At 66.0% G+C, this 16,926-nt stretch carries 17 protein-coding genes and 1 riboswitch; of the genes, 12 read left to right on the top strand and 5 right to left on the bottom strand.

Features of this window, described 5'->3' with window-relative positions; translation table 11 throughout:
* Window positions 1–15: 15 nt before the first annotated feature.
* A complete protein-coding gene (locus tag H3H36_RS10225; RefSeq protein WP_182216992.1) occupies window positions 16–864 on the bottom strand; it encodes an AraC family transcriptional regulator in 849 nt (282 codons plus the stop codon).
* Window positions 865–965: 101 nt separating this feature from the next.
* Window positions 966–1,850, bottom strand: a complete 885-nt coding sequence (locus H3H36_RS10220; protein WP_182216989.1) for an FxDxF family PEP-CTERM protein — start codon at window positions 1,848–1,850, stop codon at window positions 966–968.
* Window positions 1,851–2,132: 282 nt separating this feature from the next.
* Here H3H36_RS10220 and H3H36_RS10215 point away from each other — a divergent pair, with 282 nt between their 5' ends.
* The 12 genes from H3H36_RS10215 (at window position 2,133) to H3H36_RS10160 (ending at window position 14,668) form a co-directional block, all read left to right on the top strand.
* Window positions 2,133–3,677: a M20/M25/M40 family metallo-hydrolase gene (locus H3H36_RS10215; protein WP_182216987.1), complete on the top strand. Its 1,545-nt coding sequence runs from the start codon at window positions 2,133–2,135 to the stop codon at window positions 3,675–3,677.
* Between the two features lie 280 nt (window positions 3,678–3,957).
* Window positions 3,958–4,070, top strand: a riboswitch (TPP riboswitch).
* A gap of 72 nt (window positions 4,071–4,142) precedes the next feature.
* The gene (gene thiC / locus H3H36_RS10210) at window positions 4,143–6,062 is read left to right on the top strand and encodes a phosphomethylpyrimidine synthase ThiC (RefSeq protein ID WP_182216986.1); all 1,920 of its coding nucleotides are present in this window, start codon (window positions 4,143–4,145) and stop codon (window positions 6,060–6,062) included.
* 7 nt (window positions 6,063–6,069) lie between these two features.
* The gene (gene thiS / locus H3H36_RS10205) at window positions 6,070–6,273 is read left to right on the top strand and encodes a sulfur carrier protein ThiS (protein WP_182216985.1); all 204 of its coding nucleotides are present in this window, start codon (window positions 6,070–6,072) and stop codon (window positions 6,271–6,273) included.
* Between the two features lie 25 nt (window positions 6,274–6,298).
* On the top strand, window positions 6,299–7,090 hold the full coding sequence (locus H3H36_RS10200; protein ID WP_375539585.1) for a thiazole synthase: 792 nt from the start codon (window positions 6,299–6,301) through the stop codon (window positions 7,088–7,090).
* 59 nt (window positions 7,091–7,149) lie between these two features.
* Window positions 7,150–7,929, top strand: a complete 780-nt coding sequence (thiD, locus tag H3H36_RS10195; protein WP_311196618.1) for a bifunctional hydroxymethylpyrimidine kinase/phosphomethylpyrimidine kinase — start codon at window positions 7,150–7,152, stop codon at window positions 7,927–7,929.
* An 81-nt stretch (window positions 7,930–8,010) separates the two neighbouring features.
* Entirely contained in the window at window positions 8,011–8,625 is a 615-nt protein-coding gene (gene thiE, locus H3H36_RS10190) for a thiamine phosphate synthase (RefSeq protein WP_182216979.1), read from the top strand.
* An 82-nt stretch (window positions 8,626–8,707) separates the two neighbouring features.
* Window positions 8,708–9,337 carry an ANTAR domain-containing response regulator gene (locus H3H36_RS10185; protein WP_182160421.1) on the top strand — a complete coding sequence of 210 codons (630 nt, stop codon included), beginning with the start codon at window positions 8,708–8,710 and terminating at the stop codon, window positions 9,335–9,337.
* A gap of 269 nt (window positions 9,338–9,606) precedes the next feature.
* Complete coding sequence (locus tag H3H36_RS10180; protein ID WP_182216976.1) at window positions 9,607–10,083, top strand: response regulator; 477 nt, start codon at window positions 9,607–9,609, stop codon at window positions 10,081–10,083.
* Window positions 10,084–10,164: 81 nt separating this feature from the next.
* Window positions 10,165–11,271, top strand: a complete 1,107-nt coding sequence (locus H3H36_RS10175; protein WP_182216961.1) for an S-(hydroxymethyl)glutathione dehydrogenase/class III alcohol dehydrogenase — start codon at window positions 10,165–10,167, stop codon at window positions 11,269–11,271.
* A gap of 78 nt (window positions 11,272–11,349) precedes the next feature.
* The gene (locus tag H3H36_RS10170; RefSeq protein ID WP_182216959.1) at window positions 11,350–13,659 is read left to right on the top strand and encodes a UvrD-helicase domain-containing protein; all 2,310 of its coding nucleotides are present in this window, start codon (window positions 11,350–11,352) and stop codon (window positions 13,657–13,659) included.
* Window positions 13,660–13,838: 179 nt separating this feature from the next.
* Window positions 13,839–14,225 carry a BPSL0067 family protein gene (locus H3H36_RS10165; protein WP_182216956.1) on the top strand — a complete coding sequence of 129 codons (387 nt, stop codon included), beginning with the start codon at window positions 13,839–13,841 and terminating at the stop codon, window positions 14,223–14,225.
* 8 nt (window positions 14,226–14,233) lie between these two features.
* On the top strand, window positions 14,234–14,668 hold the full coding sequence (locus H3H36_RS10160) for an STY0301 family protein (protein ID WP_182216954.1): 435 nt from the start codon (window positions 14,234–14,236) through the stop codon (window positions 14,666–14,668).
* A gap of 21 nt (window positions 14,669–14,689) precedes the next feature.
* Here the strand turns inward: H3H36_RS10160 and H3H36_RS10155 are convergent, their stop codons facing one another.
* The 3 genes from H3H36_RS10155 to H3H36_RS10145 form a co-directional block, all read right to left on the bottom strand.
* Window positions 14,690–15,475 (bottom strand): BPSS1780 family membrane protein, encoded by a 786-nt coding sequence (locus H3H36_RS10155; RefSeq protein WP_182216952.1) that lies wholly within the window; start codon window positions 15,473–15,475, stop codon window positions 14,690–14,692.
* Window positions 15,472–16,431 carry a homoserine kinase gene (locus tag H3H36_RS10150; RefSeq protein ID WP_182216950.1) on the bottom strand — a complete coding sequence of 320 codons (960 nt, stop codon included), beginning with the start codon at window positions 16,429–16,431 and terminating at the stop codon, window positions 15,472–15,474. Before H3H36_RS10150 ends, H3H36_RS10155 begins: the two co-directional genes overlap by 4 nt.
* Before the next feature lie 61 nt (window positions 16,432–16,492).
* Window positions 16,493–16,912 (bottom strand): hypothetical protein, encoded by a 420-nt coding sequence (locus H3H36_RS10145; RefSeq protein WP_182216948.1) that lies wholly within the window; start codon window positions 16,910–16,912, stop codon window positions 16,493–16,495.
* Window positions 16,913–16,926 lie beyond the last annotated feature (14 nt).

The raw sequence follows: 16,926 nt of genomic DNA, 5'->3' as shown, positions 1-16,926 counted from the left end.
TGGCTCCTTAACGGTTCAGGGAGCTTGTATGGTGCCGTCCTGGGTGCGCGGTGGATTGTAAAAATGCGTCGTGCCGCTGGCCTGGCGCAGAAAGCGCTGGGGTGTGGTGTGCGCCAGCGCCCGGAAGTCGTGGATGAAATGGGCCTGGTCGAAATAGCCGTGGCGCAGCGCCGTATCCAGGCCGGGGGCGTCGGGCGCCAGCAGCAGCGCCCGCACCGTGTGGTGGAAGCGGCACAGCCGGCGCAGCGCGGCCGGGGTCTGGCCAGTGGCGGCCAGGACGCGGCGTTCCAGCTGACGCCGGCCCAGTGCCAGCCGGGCAGCCAACTGTTCGATCGTCACGCCACCCCGGCTGCGGTACAGGGTATCGACGGCCGCCTCGACCAGTGCGTCGGCGCGTTCGGGGCGCAACTGGCGCAGCAGGAAATCCTGGATCAGCCTGAGCCGCTCGGCGTGGGTGCCGGCGGCCGCCACGCGGGCGGCGCACAGCCGGCCCGGCGCGCCCCACACGTCGGCGATGTCGCGCGGTCCGTCGTGCAGCTCGGCGGCGGGCACGGCGGTGAAGCGGGCCAGCATGCCGCTGCGAAAGCGCACGGCGATGAAGCCGACCTCGTCCATCGCCGCCAATGCCAGCGGCACAGTGCGCAGGCACAGCAAATGGGCCGGGGCGTGCGGCGTGGAGGACAGCGCCGTGTCACCGTCGCCGGCCTGGCGGAATGGCCGCCGGTAGTGGAAATACAGTTCGGCCCCCGTGCCGGGCAACAGTGTGGGCAGGGCGACCGTTACACCGGGGGCGCTTTCCCACCCCCACAGGCGGTCGATATAGGGTCGCAGCGGCGGGGTGGGGAGCAGGTGAAAGCGGCGCATGGTGGACGATGGCGGGCGGGATGGCCATCATGCCACGCGGGCGCGCCGGCGGGAAGCGTGCCCGCTGCGCCCGGCGCCCGCCGGCGGCGACTGGTCCGTACTCAGGCCTTGCGGCGACGCGCGATCCAGCCCACCAGGCCCAGGCCGGCCAGCAGCATGGCGGCCGTATCGGGCTCAGGCACAGGCGCCATCGCGTCGATGCCCGTGTAGCTGATGCCGTTGTCGGGGAAGGTCATGTGATTGAGCAGCGTGCCCGTGAGCGAGTAGTCGTAGATGTTGTTGCCCGAGGTCAGGAAGACATCGTTGTTGGTGCCCAGCGTGAGCCGGTCGATGTCGAATCCCACGCCGAAATAGCTGGTCTGGTTCAGCGCCAGGTTGCGCAGCGTGACGCCATGCTGGGAGCCCGCATAGGACGCCACCAGCAGATTGTTGCCATAAGCGACGTCCGTGTAATTGATGCCCAGGTCGGGGAAGGTCATGTTGGTGACCTGGGTGCCGTTGGTCAGGTAATCGTACAAGTGATTGCCCGAGGCCAGGTAGACGTGGTTGTTGTCGCCGGCGGCGATGCCGTTGATGTTAAAGCCCGTGCTGACGGCGTTCGACTGGTTCAGCCCATAGTCGCGCACGGTGAAGCCTTGCTGGGAACCATTGTAGGAAGCCACCACGTGGCCGCCGCCCACATCCACATCCGTGTAGTTGATGGAGGCGATGGGGAACGCCATGTCATGGATCAGGGCGCCGCTGGTGCTGTAGTTGATCAGGTGGTTGCCGGCCGCGATGTACAGATCGTTGTTCGCGCCCAGCGCCAGGCCGCGTGCCTGCACGCCCGTGCTGAAGTAATTGGTTTGCACCAGCGCGTCGGTGCGTTGCGTCACGCCCAGCTGGGAGCCGGAATAGCTGGCATAGACGGTGGCGTGGGCGGGCAGTGCGCAGCCGAGGGCGGCGCCCAACAGCAGGCTCGACAGTACGGGGGAGCTTGGTTTCATGGTTGGATCCTGATCAGTGGGGGAAGGGGACAGCGGCCAGATTCAAACGATAGTCTTTTTACAATTGCTGGAAATTGTAGCAGTAATTCATGTTTGAGTTTCAAGCAAGAGGCCGCGAATCAGGTCCATGTTGTTGATGCGATACGCTGGTGGCGCCGCAAGCTGTCTCAACTGGGACATCGCTCATCCGAATGTCGAATTCCGCGATTTTTTTGACCCGGCGTGGTCCAGGGCGTAGCGTGGCCAGTCCCGCAACCTTGATCGAACGATAAGGAGATGGTCATGGCACGACGTTACATCGCAGCATTGTTGGCAGGCTTGGGCATGGGCGCGGCCTGGGCGGCGCCGCAGCACGCATGGATCAGCCTGGGCGACGCCGCCTACGCCGAATTGAAGCTGGCCGCGCCGCAGGCGATCGCGCGCGAAAGCCGCGCCACCGCGCAGGGCGCCGCGGCGCTCGCGCATGGCGAGCGCATCCACCTGGTGGAAGTGGACGAGCAGCAGATGCTGGCCTTGTCGGCGTCCGTGCACCGGCGCCTGCACCGTTGCGGCGGCTTCATGTACCACCCCAGCGAGGCGGCCGGCCTGACAGCGCTGATGCCGGCCCCGCGCACGGCGTTGGCTGCGCCCACCCGGCCCTCGTATGTGATCGCGCAGCAAGCGGTGGCCGCGCCCATGCTATCGCAAATGCAGGCCAGCAATATCGGCCAGACCATCGTCGACATGTCGGCCTACGCCAACCGCTATTACACGACCAACAATGGCGTGAACGCGTCGGACTGGCTGCGCCAGCGCTGGAGCACGCTGGCGGCCGGCCGCCCCGACATCGCCGTGAGCCAGTTCACCCATGGCGCATTCCCGCAGAAGTCGGTGATCGCCACCATCAACGGCAGCGACAATGGCAGCCAGGTGGTGGTGCTGGGCGGCCACCTCGACTCGATCAACCAGGCCGGCACAAGCGAGACCACGGGCGCACCGGGCGCCGATGACGATGCCTCCGGCGTGGCCAGCCTGACCGAACTGCTGCGGGTGATCGTGGCCAGCGGCTACCATCCGCGCCGCACTATCAAGCTGATCGGCTACGCGGCCGAGGAGGTGGGCTTGCGCGGCTCGCAGGACATCGCCCAGAGCTTCAAGCGCGACGGCGTCAACGTGGTCGGCGTGATGCAGCTCGACATGACCAACTACCATGGTTCGCAATACGACATCTACCTGTACACGGACTATACGGACAGCGCCCAGAACGATTTCGTGCAGCGCCTGATCGGCAGCTACCTGCCCACGCTCAAGGTTGGCTACGACCAGTGTGGCTATGCCTGTTCCGACCATGCGTCGTGGACGGCGCAGGGCTACTGGAGCTCGATGCCGTTCGAAACCACGCTGGACGAGGACAACCCATACATCCACACCGCCAACGATACCTACGCCAACTCCGGCAACCAGGCCGACAACGCGCTCAAGTTCGCCCGCATGGCGATGGCCTACGCGGTGGAACTGGGCAGCGAAGGTCCAGGCACGCCGCCGCCGGCCGACCGCACGGAAACGGCCAGCGGCACGCTGGCCAAGGGGCAGAAGGTCAGCTACGGCCCATACCACGTGGCGGCCGGCGGCAGCTTTGCCGCCACTCTGAGCGGCAGCGGCGACACCGACCTGTACGTGCGCAAGGGCGCGGCGGCCAGCACCAGCGGCTATGACTGCAAGTCCGACGGTCCCACCAGCGCCGAAAGCTGCACCGTGTCGCTGAGCGCCAATGGCGACGTCTACGTGCTGCTGAACGGCTACAGCGCGGCCAGCTACACGCTGACAGTGAGGTACCGGCCACAATAGGGCGCACGCGCTCCGCCAGTGGCGTGGGCGACGATCGCTTGCGCCATGCACGTGTTGCGCGGCCGCGACGACGGCCATGCCTTATCATCGATGACAACTTTCGCCATGCTCTGGACATCACGCACGACACGCGCGGGATCCTGCATCCCTGCACCACGGCAGCTTAGTCAAGACGGGCGCCGCGCATAGTGTGTATGCGCGGCGTTTTTTACGCGCCGGTGCTGGCGCTGGACGGCGCCGGGGGTATAATGCGATCCGCTGCCCCGCCGTCTGGTGGGGCGGCACACGCTAGGGGTCCTGCAAAGCGCCATTGATTGAGCGCCGCGCGGGTGAGAAATACCCTCCGAACCTGATCTGGATAATGCCAGCGAAGGGAAGCTCAGGATATCGCCGGCCGCCGTCAGGCCATCATCAGCGCCATCCCCACCTCCTTTGCTGGCTCCTGTAGCTAACCAAGGAGCCAAATTGAACGCCAATCCGAAATTCCTCTCCGCCACCGCCACGGTGGACCAGGCCGCCATCGCGCCGCTGCCCAATTCGCGCAAGGTCTATGTGCAGGGCAGCCGCCCCGACATCCGCGTGCCGATGCGCGAGATCACCCAGGCCGACACGCCGGCCTCGTTCGGCTTTGAAGCCAATCCGCCCGTCTATGTGTACGACACCTCGGGCCCGTACACCGACCCCGACGCCAAGATCGACATCCGCTCCGGCCTCGCCTCCACCCCGCGCCTGCCATGGATCCTGGAGCGCGACGACACCGAGGAGCTGGACGGCCCCACCTCCGACTACGGCAAGGCGCGCCTGGCCGATCCGGCCCTGGCCGAGCTGCGCTTCAACCTGCACCGCCAGCCGCGCCGCGCCAAGGCTGGCAAGAATGTCACCCAGATGCACTACGCGCGCCAGGGCATCATCACGCCCGAGATGGAGTTCGTCGCCATCCGCGAAAACCTGCGCCGCAAGGAATACCTCGAGAGCCTGAAGACCTCCGGCCCCATGGGCCAGCGCCTGGCCGACCTGATGGGCCGCCAGCATCCGGGCCAGGCCTACGGCGCCGCCATCCCGGCCGAGATCACGCCCGAATTCGTGCGCGACGAGATCGCCCGCGGCCGCGCCATCATCCCGGCCAACATCAACCACCCGGAAATCGAGCCGATGATCATCGGCCGCAATTTCCTCGTCAAGATCAACGCCAACATCGGCAACTCGGCCGTCACCTCGTCCATCGGCGAGGAAGTGGAGAAGATGACCTGGGCCATCCGCTGGGGCGGCGACAACGTGATGGACCTGTCGACCGGCAAGCATATCCACGAGACGCGCGAATGGATCATCCGTAACAGCCCGGTCCCCATCGGCACCGTGCCGATCTACCAGGCGCTGGAAAAGGTCAACGGCAAGGCCGAGGACCTGACGTGGGAAATCTTCCGCGACACGCTGATCGAACAGGCCGAGCAGGGCGTCGATTACTTCACCATCCACGCCGGCGTGCTGCTGCGCTACGTGCCGATGACGGCCAAGCGCCTGACGGGCATCGTCTCGCGCGGCGGCTCCATCATGGCCAAGTGGTGCCTGGCCCACCACAAGGAATCGTTCCTGTACACGCACTTCGAAGAGATCTGCGAAATCATGAAGGCCTATGACGTGTCGTTCTCGCTGGGCGATGGCCTGCGCCCCGGCTCGATCTACGACGCCAACGATGAAGCCCAGCTGGGCGAACTGAAGACGCTGGGCGAACTGACCCAGATCGCCTGGAAGCACGACGTGCAGGTGATGATCGAAGGCCCCGGCCACGTGCCCATGCAGCTGATCAAGGAGAACATGGACCTGCAACTGGAGCAGTGCCACGAGGCGCCGTTCTACACGCTGGGCCCTTTGACGACCGACATCGCGCCCGGCTACGACCACATCACGTCGGGCATCGGCGCCGCGCAGATCGGCTGGTACGGCACGGCCATGCTGTGCTACGTGACGCCCAAGGAGCACCTGGGCCTGCCCGACAAGAACGACGTCAAGGACGGCATCATCACCTACAAGATCGCCGCCCACGCAGCCGACCTGGCCAAGGGCCATCCGGGCGCCCAGATCCGCGACAACGCCTTGTCCAAGGCCCGCTTCGAGTTCCGCTGGGACGACCAGTTCAACCTGGGCCTGGACCCGGACAAGGCGCGCGAATTCCACGACGAGACCCTGCCCAAGGATTCGGCCAAGGTGGCGCACTTCTGCTCCATGTGCGGCCCGCATTTCTGCTCGATGAAGATCACCCAGGAAGTGCGCGAATTCGCGGCGGCCAACGGCGGCATCGACGACAAGGCGGCGCTGGAGCAGGGCATGCAGACCAAGGCCATCGAGTTCGTCAAGAACGGCGCCGAGCTGTATCGCAAGCTGTGAGGCGGCCATGATCGCGATAGAACTGAACGGCGCGCCGCACAGCGTGCCGGCCGGCCACACGGCGCACGACCTGGTCGACGCGCTGGAGTTGACGGGCCAGGCGCTGGCGCTGGCCATCAACCGCACGGTGGTGCCGCGCCAGCAATGGCGCGAGCGCCTGCTGCAGGCGCAGGACAAGGTGGACATCGTGCGCGCCATCGGCGGCGGCTAACCAAGGACGACTAAGGACTATGAATATGCAAGAGCAGAACCAAGACCTGCTGACCATCGCGGGCAAGACCTACAACTCGCGCCTGCTGGTGGGCAGCGGCAAATACAAGGACCTGGCGCAGACGAAGGAAGCAACCGACGCGGCCGGCGCCGAGATCATCACGGTGGCCATCCGCCGCGTCAACATCGGCCAGGACCCCAAGGCGCCCAGCCTGCTGGACGTGCTGCCGCCGTCGCAGTACACCATCCTGCCCAACACGGCCGGCTGCTACACGGCCAAGGACGCCGTCTACACGCTGCAGATGGCGCGTGAACTGCTGGGCGGGCACAAGCTGGTCAAGCTGGAAGTGCTGGGCGACGAGAAGACGCTGTTCCCGCACATGCCGGAGACCCTGGTCGCGGCCGAGGCGCTGGTGCGCGACGGCTTCGACGTGATGGTCTATTGCAGCGACGATCCGATCCAGGCCAGGCTGTTGGCCAGCATCGGTTGCGTGGCCGTGATGCCGCTGGCCTCGCTGATCGGTTCGGGCATGGGCATCCTGAACCCGTGGAACCTGTCGCTGATCATCGAGCAGGCCACGGTGCCGGTGCTGGTGGATGCCGGTGTGGGCACGGCGTCGGACGCCGCCATCGCCATGGAACTGGGCTGCGACGGCGTGCTGATGAACACCGCCATCGCCGGCGCCCAGGACCCGGTGCGCATGGCGCGCGCCATGCGTCTCGGCGTGCAGGCCGGTCGCGAGGCTTACCTGGCCGGCCGCATTCCGAAACGCTTCGCCGCCTCGCCATCGTCGCCGATGGCCGGCCGGCTGGCATGACGCAATACGCCGCCACGGGCCGGTGCGGGCCAGCCACTGCGCCCGCCGCGGCGCTGCCAGTGCGTGGTCCCGATGAGCGGGCTTGCGTGCTGGTGCTGGCCGGCGTCGACCCGTCCGGCGGCGCCGGCATCGCGGCCGACCTGCAGGCCGTGGCCGGCCAGGGCGCCCATGCGCTGACGGTGGTCACGGCGCTGACGGCGCAGGACAACGACCGCGTCTACCACGTGCAGCCGGTCGACAGCGCCATGGTGCTGCGCCAGGCCGACGTGCTGGCGGCGAAGATCGCGATCGCCGCCGTCAAGATCGGCATTACGGGCAGCGCCGCCAACGCGCAAGCCATCGCCACGCTGATCCTGCGCCTGCGCGCGCGCCAGCCGGACCTGCCCGTGGTGCTGGACCCGGTGCTGGCCAGCGGCCACGGCGACCTGCTGTCGCGCGACGACGCGGCGCAGGCGCTGGCGCCGCTGCTGCCGCTGGTGACGGTGCTCACGCCCAATGGCCCGGAAGCGCGCGCCCTGAGCGGCGCGGACACGCCGGCCGCGCAGGCGCGCGTGCTGCGCGCGCGTGGCTGCCAGCACGTGCTGATCACGGGCGGCCACGACGACGGCGAACAGGTCGTCAACCGCTGGTACGGTCCGGAGCGCGAGCAGCAATGGCGCTGGCCGCGCCTGCCCGGCGGCTTTCACGGCAGCGGCTGCACCCTGGCCTCGTCGATTGCCGGCCTGCTGGCGCAGCAGATGCCGATGGCGGTGGCGCTGGAACGGGCGCAGTTGTTCTGCCACCACGCGCTGGAAGCGTCGTATCCGATCGCCGCGGGCCAGCGCATCCCGCTACGTTAACCAAAAGAATAATCGTGTTACGTCCCCGATTTTGATCAAGAGAAAAATCGGGGACGTAACACGGTTTTGAGAGGAAGCACTATGCAAGGACTTTATCTGGTCACCCCCAACTGGGACGATACGGAACGGCTGCTGGCCGTGACGGAACAGGCGCTGGGCGCCGGCGTGGCGCTGCTGCAGTACCGCCACAAGGACGCCAGCCCGGCGCTGCGCGCGGAGCAGGGCGCGGCCCTGCTGGCGCTGTGCCGCCGCCACGGGGTGCCACTGATCATCAACGACCATGTGGACCTGTGCCGTGCGCTCGACGCCGACGGCATCCACGTGGGCGGCACCGACGCCTCGCTGGCCGAGGTGCGCGCCGCCGTGGGGCCGGACAAGATCGTCGGCGCCTCCTGCTACGGCGACCTGCCGCGCGCGCTGGCGGCGCAGGCGGCTGGCGCCAGCTACGTGGCGTTCGGCGGCTTCTATCCATCGCGCGTCAAGCAGTACGCCGTCACGACGGCACCCGCCATCCTGGACGAGGCGCGCGCCGTGATCACGGTGCCCACCGTCGTCATCGGCGGCATGACGCCCGAGAACGCGGCGCCGCTGGTGGCGCGCGGCACCAACATGGTGGCCGCCATCAGCAGCGTGTACCTGGCCGACGATCCGGCCGCCGCCGTGCACCGCTTCCGGGCGCTGTTCTTGGCTGATTAACAACGGACTTGTCGACACGCTGGTAACCCGTGGGCCGTTACGTCTTATAATTCAGGCGTTTACTTGTCCACGGATCCGCCCCATGAACGTCTCCGCCAGCGCTAAGCGACTGATACTGATCGTCGACGACGACCAACTGCTGCTCGATTACCTGGGCGAGGTGCTGCGCCACGCCGGGTACGACACGCAGCAGGCTTCCTCGTCCGAGCAAGCCTTGCAACTGATCGCCCAGCGCGAACCGGACCTGGCCCTGCTCGATATCCACATGCCCGGCATGAATGGCCTGGAACTGGCCAAGCGCCTGCACGCCCAGACGTCCGTGCCGTTCATGTTCCTGTCCGGGCGCGGCGACGCGGACGCCGGCAAGCAGGCGGCGGCCTACGGCGCCGTCGGGTTCCTCGTCAAGCCGGTCGACGAGAAGCATTTGATGCCGGCCTTCGCGGCTGGCCTGGCGCGCGCCGACGAGATCCGCCAGCTGCGCCGCACGGAACTGAACCTGAACGCGGCACTGGCGGCCGGGCGCGAAACCAGCTTGGCCGTGGGCCTGCTGATGTGCAAATTCCAGACCGACCGCAACACGGCCTTCGAAGTGCTGCGCGACCACGCCCGCTCCAGCCGGCGCAAGGTCAACGAAGTGGCCGACCAGCTGCTGTCGGCCGAGGAAACCCTGAACAGCCTGCACGCGGCGTTCAACAACCGTCTCAAAAAGTAAACGCCGGGCCGGTCGCGTACTTGCCGGCCCCCCGTTTTGTTGTAAGATGAAAACCCGTGGCTGTAACAATTGGCCACTCCGCCTTTGTGCAGCGAGACCCTGACCCGCCTTCGCTGCCTGATCCCGCGGCCGCCCGTTCCCCGCGCCGCCCTTCCAGTCCGGCCCAGCTCCGCCGAACCGTTTCCGTGCCATGTGTCGCAGTGCGCGCTTGCGCCGCGCGGCTGCCGCGTGCGCGGGACCGACCGACCATTTTTCGCCGGAGAGATGCCATGTCGAACAAGCCAGCCGGTGCGCCCGCACTGTTCTGCACCACCCCGCTGCAGCTGGACCAGGCCCATGCCGTCCATGACGACCTGTGCGCGCATGGCGCCACGCCGCGCGTGCTGCATGTGGACGGCGACCACGAAACGGCGCTGGTGCTGGCCACGCTGCTGGTGCCGGAAACCCAGGTCACCCACGCCGGCACGCTGGATGCCGCGATGCGGGCCGTCGGCAGCGGGCGTTTCGCGCTGGTGGTGCTGGACCCGGATCTGCCCGACGGTGACGGCGCGGCCTTGCTGGACTTGTTGGGCGAACAGCAGCGCGCCACCCCCGTGCTGCTGTATTCGGCGCGCCAGCCGGAGCGCGACGGCCAGGCCATGGCGTTCTTGCCCAAACCGTGGACGTCGCCGCGCCAGCTGTGGCTGACCGTGTCGCGACTGATGGAGATCCCGTCATTGGCAATGGAGGCCCAGCCTGCGTACTGACGTTTCGTTCACGTTGGCCATTTGCTATGATGGCGCACCGGCCCTGCCGGATCGCCGACTAACGCCAACAAGGACGAACACATGAAAACCAAAGCTGCCGTTGCATGGAAGGCGGGCCAGCCGCTGACGATCGAGGAAGTGGAGCTGGGCGGCCCGCGCGAGGGCGAGGTGCTGGTCGAGATCAAGGCCACCGGCATCTGCCACACGGATTACTACACGCTGTCGGGCGCCGACCCGGAAGGCATCTTCCCCGCCATCCTGGGCCACGAGGGCGCCGGCGTGGTGGTCGACGTGGGGCCGGGCGTGAAAAGCCTGCAGCGCGACGACCACGTGATCCCGCTCTACACGCCGGAATGCCGCCAGTGCAAATTCTGCCTGTCGCGCAAGACCAACCTGTGCCAGTCGATTCGCGCCACCCAGGGCCGCGGCCTGATGCCCGACGCCACCAGCCGTTTCTCGCTGGACGGCAAGCCGATCTTCCACTACATGGGCACCTCCACCTTCTCCAACTACATCGTGGTGCCGGAGATCGCGCTGGCGAAAATTCGCCCGGACGCGCCGTTCGACAAGGTGTGCTACATCGGCTGCGGCGTGACCACGGGCGTGGGCGCCGTGCTGTTCACGGCCAAGGTGGAGGCGGGCGCCAACGTGGTGGTGTTCGGCCTGGGTGGCATTGGTCTGAACGTGATCCAGGCCGCGCGCATGGTGGGCGCGGACAAGATCATCGGGGTCGACCTCAATCCGGCCCGCGAGGCCATGGCGCGCAAGTTCGGCATGACCCACTTCATCAATCCTTCCAAGGTGGAGAACGTGGTGGACGCCATCGTCCAGCTGACCGACGGCGGCGCCGACTACAGCTTTGAATGCATCGGCAACACCACCACCATGCGCCAGGCGCTCGAGTGCTGCCACAAGGGCTGGGGCCAGTCCATCATCATCGGCGTGGCGGCGGCCGGCGAGGAAATCGCCACCCGCCCGTTCCAGCTGGTGACGGGCCGGGTGTGGAAAGGTTCGGCGTTCGGCGGCGCACGCGGGCGCACGGACGTGCCCAAGATCGTGGATTGGTACATGGAAGGCAAGCTCAATATCGATGACCTGATCACGCACCGGCTGCCGCTGGAGCGCATCAACGAAGGCTTCGACCTGATGAAGTCGGGCGAATCGATCCGCTCGGTGGTGCTGTACTGACCCGGCGGGCCGGCGGCGCCAGTGTCGTGGACTGTATAAAACCCCAGCACTGGCGCGCCGGCCCGGTATAATCACGGGATGCAAAATCTCCTCCACAACCTCAATCCCGAACAACTGGCCGCCGTCACGCTGCCGCCCCAGAGCGCCCTGATCCTGGCCGGCGCCGGGTCTGGCAAGACGCGCGTGCTGACCACCCGCATCGCGTGGCTGATCCAGACCGGCCAGGTGTCGCCGGCCGGCATCCTGGCCGTGACCTTCACCAACAAGGCGGCCAAGGAAATGATGACGCGCCTGTCGGCCATGTTGCCGATCAATACGCGCGGCATGTGGATCGGGACCTTCCACGGCTTGTGCAACCGCCTGCTGCGCACCCACTACCGCGACGCGGCGCTGCCGCAGACCTTCCAGATTCTCGATTCGCAGGACCAGCTGTCCGTCATCAAGCGCCTGCTCAAGGCGAACAACGTGGACGACGAGAAGTTCCCGCCCAAGGAGGTGCAGTACTTCATCAACGGCGCCAAGGAGCAGGGCCTGCGCGCCAGCCAGATCGACCCGTATGGCCCGGACGAGCGCAAGAAGGTCGAGCTGTACCAGCTGTACGACGACCAGTGCCAGCGCGAAGGCGTGGTCGATTTCGCTGAACTGCTGCTGCGCACCTACGAGCTGCTGAGCCGTAACCAGCCCTTGCGCGAGCATTACCAGCAGCGCTTCAAGCACATCCTGGTGGACGAGTTCCAGGATACCAACAACCTGCAATACAACTGGCTCAAGCTGATGGCCGGCCATGGCAGCCAGGGCGGCGGCGCGCTGTTCGCCGTGGGCGACGATGACCAGAGCATCTACGCCTTCCGCGGCGCCAACGTGGGCAACATGAGCGCGTTCGAGCGCGAGTTCAAGGTGCAGAACCTGATCAAGCTGGAACAGAACTACCGCTCGCACGGCCACATCCTCGATGCGGCCAATATGCTGATCGCCAATAACAGCAAGCGCCTGGGCAAGAACCTGCGCACCGACGCCGGCCACGGCGAGCCGGTGCGCGTGTACGAGGCCAGCTCCGACCTGGCCGAAGCCCAGTGGATCATCGAGGAGTCCAAGAACCTGATCGCGGACGGCGTGTCGCGCAGCGAGATCGCCGTGCTGTACCGCTCCAATGCGCAGTCGCGCGTGATCGAGCATGCGCTGTTCTCGGCCGGCATTCCGTACCATGTGTACGGGGGGCTGCGCTATTTCCAGCGCGCCGAGGTCAAGCACGCCATCGCCTACCTGCAGCTGATGGACAACCCGCACAACGACTCGGCCTTCCTGCGCGTGGTGAACTTCCCCACGCGCGGCATCGGCCTGCGCTCGATCGAGCAGTTGCAGGCGGCGGCCGAGCAGCACGGCATTTCGCTGTACGCGGCCGTGCCTTACGTGGCGGGCAAGGCGGGCAGCTCGCTGGGCGGTTTCGTGCGCCTGATCGAAGGCGCCCGTTTCGAGACGCAGCAGATGGCGCTGCCGGAGCTGGTGCGCGTGACGCTGGAGATGAGCGGTCTGCTGACCCATTACCAGACCGAGAAGGAAGGCGCCGACCGCATCGAAAACCTGGAGCAGATGGTCAGCGCCGCCACCCAGTTCGTGTCCGAGGAAGGCTACGGCCAGGGTGCGCCGGCCCACATGGGACCGAAGGCGCAGGCGCAGGCGGGCGACGCCATCGTCAACGCCGATGGCGTGGAAATCTATGACGCCGACGCGCCGCTGCCGACCGTGATGTCGCCGCTGTCGGCCTTCCTGTCGCACGCCTCGCTGGAGGCCGGCGACAACCAGGCGCAGGCCGGCCAGGATGCGTTGCAGATGATGACGGTGCACTCGGCCAAGGGCCTGGAATTTGACAACGTGTTCATCACGGGCCTGGAGGAGGGCTTGTTCCCGCACGAGAGCAGCTCGCGCGAGGATGGCGGCATCGAGGAGGAGCGGCGCCTGATGTACGTGGCCATCACGCGCGCGCGCAAGCGGCTTTACATGAGCTTCGCGCAGACCCGCATGCTGCACGGCCAGACCCGCTACAACATGAAGTCGCGCTTCTTCGACGAGCTGCCGGAGGAATCGCTCAAGTGGCTGTCGCCCAAGGTGCAGTCGCACTGGTTCGCCTCCAACAACCGCAAGTCGGCGTGGGACGACGCCGTGCCGCTGGTGGGATCGGACAACGCCATCGCCCAGAAGATCGCGCAGAAATCGGCCGGCAATGGCTGGCGCATCGGCGAATCGGTCGCGCATGGCAAATTCGGCGAAGGCGTGATCGTCAACATCGAAGGCAGCGGCGGCAACGCGCGCGCGCAGATCAACTTCGGCAGCCACGGCATGAAGGTGCTGGACCTGAGCGTGGCCAAGCTGGAGCGCCTGGCGCGTTGACGTGTAGGATCGCGTGCACGGCTGGCGGGACCATTTCCGGCAGTTGGCTGCGTGGTCCATTTGATACCACTCAAGACCAGGTTTGTAGATGGGTGCTGTTTGTTCTTGTATAAGAAGCTGATTACTGGACGGTTGTAGCTTGGGGCCTTATCTAACCAAATGGGATGAGGAGGCCGGAAATGTCCTGCGTTTATCCGAAGGCAGCGGAACTGAAAGATAAGCCTGTGGTAGGCAGTCATCAATGTGTTGCGCTCGTGCAAGAATATGCGGGTGCACCTACGACTGCCAACTGGCGCCAGGGTGACGCGGTTGTCGGGAACGCGATGCTGAAGTCCGGCACCGCAATCGCGACTTTTGTGAATGGCCGCTACGCCAACCACCGTCATGGTAATCATGCGGCGTTATACATCAAGCAGGGAATCGGAGGTATCTACATCGCCGACCAATGGAAGGCCGCCAGCAAGACCAAGATATCGGTGCGGCTGATTCGTTCCCAAGGGAAGGACGCGAAAGGTAATTTTATTCACGCGAGCGATAATGCGGATGCGTTTTTTGTTATCGAATGAGGCTTAACATGAAATTGCTACCGCCGACCTTGTGCGCAGCAACGATGGCCCTGTTTCAATCTATGGCCGGCGCCGCTGCGGTGGTGCCCGAATGCCCGAAGTCCATCCAGGAAAAATCCATCCAGATCCTTGACGCGCCGTCAAGTTGGGCCGCGTTTGTCGGCTCACCGTTGTATCTTCATGGAGCAGCGCCTATGAGTGGGCCGCCGGAACAATTGGGCGAGCTTGCCGACTTCAAGCAAAAGCGCGGCAAGAACACATGGACCTCTACTTACCAGTTGGACGGGAAATTCCCTGAAGGAAAGTGGCTCGCCTGTACCTATGGCGAATCTGACCAGGTAACACTGTCCCAAAGGCTGGACGACAGTATCCAGGTCTGCACTTTCACCTATCGCAAGGGCACGCATGTCGGCCAGAACGACATCGCAATCCGCTGCCAGTAAGGCCAGTTCACCGCTAACGCGCTACTGCGCGGCCGGCGGCTGTTCCTGCGGCTCGGCCGGCAGGCCGAAAATTTGCCGGTAGCTGGCGTAGAACGAGCAATGCAGCAGCACCGTCAGGATCACGGACAGCGGCAGCAGTACCAGCAGGGCCACCTGGCTGCGACCCATCAGCATCAGCACCACTTCGCTCACCGTGGCCGTGATGGCGAACCAGCCCAGCGCGAAGACGATGAAGGCCTTGAGCGCGCGCAGCACGGAAAAGAAGCTGTAGAAGATGGCTTTGCCGAGCGCCATTTTCTGCCAGTAGATCAGCGGCGCGGCGAAGCAGAACGCCATCGCGGCCGGGATGTAGACGGCGCACGCGAGCAGCATGGCGCCGCCGAGGTTGGCTTCCTTCAGTTGCTGGGCCGTGTCGGCGTTCGCTTCGATCTGGCCCGTGATCAGCTGGAACAGCACGCCGCCGTCGGCCAGCGCCGAGGCGCCCAGGGCCAGCGCGGCCGCGCACAGGTACAGCACCCCCAGTTTGAGCAGCGTGCCCACGGCCGGCTTGTGAAAGCCCGTCAGCAAGCGGGCCGGCACGATGCGCTGGCCCCGTTCAATGTCCAGGCAGGCCTGCATGAAGGCGACGGAGAACACGGGCACCAGGATCACCGGCATGAACTGCCCCAGCAGCGGCACCACGCTGGCCAGCAGCGAGATGAACATGGAGCCCAGCAGCAGCGTCGAGAGCGCAGCCGGCTGCTGGCGGAACAGGACCACGCCCTGTTTCACCCACAGCCAGCCGGTACTTGCGGGCAGCTTGTTCATCCGGTCAGGCCCGGCGCCGGCGTGGCGATGCGTTCGCGCAGGATGCGCTCGAAATGCGTGGGGTCGTGCGGCGTGAGCATTTCCGCCTCGCGCGGCTGGTAGAAGTCATACAGGCGCGACAGCCAGAAGCGCAGCGCGGCGGCGCGCAGCATCGGTTGCCAGGCCGCCTGCTCGGCCGCCGTGAACGGGCGCACGGCATGGTAGGCGTCCAGCATGGCGCGCACGCGGGCTTCGTCCAGCACGCCCGTATCGAGGTTGATGCACCAGTCGTTGACGGTGACGGCCACGTCGAACAGCCAGGTGTCGCAGCCGGCGAAATAGAAGTCGAAGAAGCCGGTCAGCCGTTCACCGTCGAACATGACGTTGTTGCGGAACAGGTCGGCGTGCACGGGGCCACGCTGCAACTGGTGGTAGGTCTCGCAGCCGGCGTACGCCTGCTGGAAATGCATCTCGGACCGCAGCAGGTGGGCGCTGTCGTCCGACAGGTAAGGCAGCACCAGCGGCGTGGTTTCGTTCCACCACGCCAGGCCGCGCAAATTCGGTTGCTGCAGCGGGTAGTCCAGCCCGGCCAGGTGCATGCGCGCCAGCATGGCGCCCACGGCCGCGCAATGCACGGGTTGCGGGTCCATCTGCGAACGGCCTTCGAGCTTGCTGACGATGGCGGCCGGCTTGCCGTGCAGCGGCGCCAGCAGCTCACCGGCGTTGGTGGCCACGGGCGCCGGCACCAGCACGCCACGGGTGGCCAGGTGGTCCATCAGGCGCAGGTAGAACGGCAGCTGCTCGAACGACAGATTCTCGAAGATGGTGAGCACGTATTCGCCGCGCTCGGTGGTCAGGAAGAAATTGCTGTTTTCAATGCCGGAGGCGATGCCTTTGATGGCCAGCGCCTTGCCAAGGGGGAATTGCTGGATCCACTGGCTGATATCGTCCAGCGTGACCGGGGTAAAAACTGCCATGAGTGTCAGGGGTGAGGGTCGGTGGGCGCGCCCCGGGTCGCACGGGGCGCGGCGAAAAGGCTTATTGCTTGGCCGGCGGCGGTGGCGGCGGCACGCTGGTGTCGGCCGCTTCTTCCTCCGGGGTTTTCTTCTTTTTCTTGCCGATGTCAAATTCCATCACGGTCCAGTTGGGGCCGCGGTTGGCGCTGCCCATGGCGTCGCCCGGCAAGGCGCTGCCGACCGGGATGTTGGGCTTGACCGTGTAGGTGCTCTTGCCGCTCTTGACCTTGGCTTCGGTCACCCGGCCGCCTTCGCGCTTCTCGGTGATCTTTTTCTCGGCCGCTGCCGGCTTGGCGTTGACCGTGATCGGGTCGTCCGCCACTTCCTCGATTTTTTCGAGCTTGGGCGGGGTGCTGGCAGCGGGCGTCTGGGCACTGGCCACGCCCACCTGCGCGCACAGCGCCAGAAGGAGGACTTGCCAGAGAGTGGAGGTGCGCATCATGGTGGGGTCGCCTG

The organism is Rugamonas fusca (assembly GCF_014042365.1).
GTDB classification, from domain to species: Bacteria; Pseudomonadota; Gammaproteobacteria; order Burkholderiales; family Burkholderiaceae_D; genus Rugamonas; species Rugamonas fusca.
Note: the sequence above shows the minus strand (reverse complement) of the source record. Positions and strands in the feature narration are given on the sequence as shown.